General features: G+C 66.0%; 1 protein-coding gene. It reads right to left on the bottom strand.

Annotated elements, in window-relative coordinates; genetic code table 11:
* Nucleotides 1–2,402 (bottom strand): MobF family relaxase (mobF, locus tag B7Z76_RS15880; protein WP_291345211.1); only part of this gene is annotated, 2,402 nt, incomplete at its 3' end.
* Nucleotides 2,403–2,424 lie beyond the last annotated feature (22 nt).

Here is a 2,424-nt window from a genome sequence, read left to right as displayed (position 1 = left end):
GACCCGGACACATAGGTCTTGAAGCCGTCCGTGGTCTGCGAACCGCCCGGTGTTACAAAGATATGCTCGGTCGTGGTGATGCCCTGGGCGGTGTTGGTGGTCATGGCATAGCCGTACGCCAGCCGCATCCGGCCGGTTTCCTTGTCGGCCAGCGTGTCCCACTTCACAAAGCCCTCGCGGCCATGGTCGTTCCGCAGCACCAGGCCCTCGTCGCGGATGCTGGTGATTTCGAGGATCGAGCCATTATCGCCGATCGCGCCCTTGCCGCCGTCCAGCATCGCCGCATTGGTCCGGGCGAAGAGCCGGATTTTTTCGCCCGGGGCGATCGGCATGGCGTAGTGCTCGCCGGTGTTCTTATCGATCGCCGCCAGCGTCATACGGCTCTGCCCCAACTCGCCAGAGGCCAGCAGCCGTTGCCGGATTGCCTCGCCGATCGCCCGCGCATCCTGATTGGTCGGTGTGCTGATCGACAGCGTAAAGCGTGGCCGGTCAGCATTCGCTTTCCGGCGCTCATCCCAAAGCGCGGCGGCCCGCGCGATCACTTCGCTATGCCCGCCCGCGACGATCTCGGCCGTGCCGTCCTGCCGCTTCATGTCCAGCGCCTTGCCAACGGCCTCGGCGCCACCTTTGCGCAGCAAGCCCGCGATCTCGCGCGCCCGCTCATTGGTTTGGCGCACACTGCTTTCGATTGACGGCACCTCACCCAGACCTTTTTCGAGAAGGCCGATCACCTGGCCTGCCTCGATCGACTGGCATTGCTTCGGATCACCGATCGCCACCATGCGGAACCCGTGCCGCTCCTGTAGCCGCAACAGATCAAGCATCTGGCGGGTGCCGATCGTGCCCAACTCATCGATCACCACGACGCTGCGGTTGGACAAGTCCAGCCGGCCGCTCTCCACCCGGTTGATGAACACCGATACAGCCGCAATCGTATCACGCCCGCCTGTCTCGGCCTCGGTATTCAGCCCGGCCTCGCGCAGCTCGCGCGCCTGGCGCCAGCCGAGGCTGATGCCGTGAATGTCCGCACCCTGCTCGCGCCATGCCGCCACCAGCGGCTTCAATAATGTGGTCTTGCCGGCCCCAGCCGCCCCGATCCCCACCGCGAACCGGCCGCCCATGCCAAGATGATCGATCATCCGGCGCTGCGCCGCGCCATGCGCGCCGGTGAAGCTCAGCCCGCTCGCCGCAATCCCGCGCTTGATCTGGGCCGGGTTGAGCGTGCCGCGCCGATCGCGGCCAGCCTGTCCCGCCAGCTCGACCAGCGCGCTCTCCTGCTCGACATGGGCGCGCGTCGTCAGCCTGGTTGTGGTGATCTTCACATCCGGGTTGTCCAGGTCATCCCGCTCGGTCTCGACCGCGATGATCTGCGTGCGCGCGGACTCACCGTTGCCGCCAGCACCGCCCGTCTCGACAACACCACGCGCCCGCAACCGCGCAATCACCCGGTCAACGTCGCCGCCATCCTTGATGCCGGCCGCCACCAGGCCACGCGCTGCGGCAACGCGCGCATCCTCATCCTTGATGACCGCCCGCCGGGCAAACTGCTCGCCCAGCACCCGCGAAGCTGCCTCATAGGCCAGATCCAGCCGGGCCGCTTCGGTCATCTTCTCCGCTGGCACCGCGTCCTGCAGAACGCTTTTGTGCTGGTAGCCTTGTGCCTCCGCCTGACGCCGCCAGCTCGCAAAGTCGCTCAGATCGTCGGCCTTGGCACTACGGCTCGCAAAGGCGCCGCCTTTCAGCAACTTGATGCGTTCGTCGCCCGTCATGCGGTCCCACTCCGCGCCAACCGATGCGGCATAAGCTTTCGCGTCGGCGAGAGCATCGCGGGTCCGCTTACTGAACGCCGCCCGGATCTCCTCCGGCACGGCGCTGAGCCGCGCCGCGCCGGTGGCTCGGTCCAATTCTATACTGGCTCCCGCCCGCCGGAGATTCTGCGCAAGATGGGCCTGATAGATTGCTCCCCATTCATGGATGCGGCCGTGCATCTGCAACGTGTTCAGGGACACAACCCGGCCGCTCTCAGTGACGATGACATTCGGCACCGCGACATGCGTATGAAGCTGCGGATCGCCGGCCACTTTCACCGACACGATCTCGGTTTCCGTGCGGCCATCCGCTGTCTCGCGGGCGATTTCGAGGGTGGGCCGGGCCGTGTAGTGATCAAAGGTGATCCACCCGATGCGGCCCTGCTCGGTGCCTTCCTTGCCGCCTTTGCCCTTCCGGGCTTGGCCAATGACCTGTTCGATCTCGGCCATGGTCGCGGCCACCGCATCCTTGTGCGCCTGGGCCAGCTGGTTGCGCTCCGCCTCGGTCGGCGCGAAAGCCCAGGCCAGCGACACCGACTTGTCGGCCGAGAAGGTAAAATCAACGTAGCCGATCGGGGTTTTCGAGCGGTTCACCGCGTTCCGCCAATCGGCCGCA

The organism is Acidiphilium sp. 20-67-58 (assembly GCF_002255515.1).
Lineage (GTDB): Bacteria > Pseudomonadota > Alphaproteobacteria > Acetobacterales > Acetobacteraceae > Acidiphilium.
Note: the sequence above shows the minus strand (reverse complement) of the source record. Positions and strands in the feature narration are given on the sequence as shown.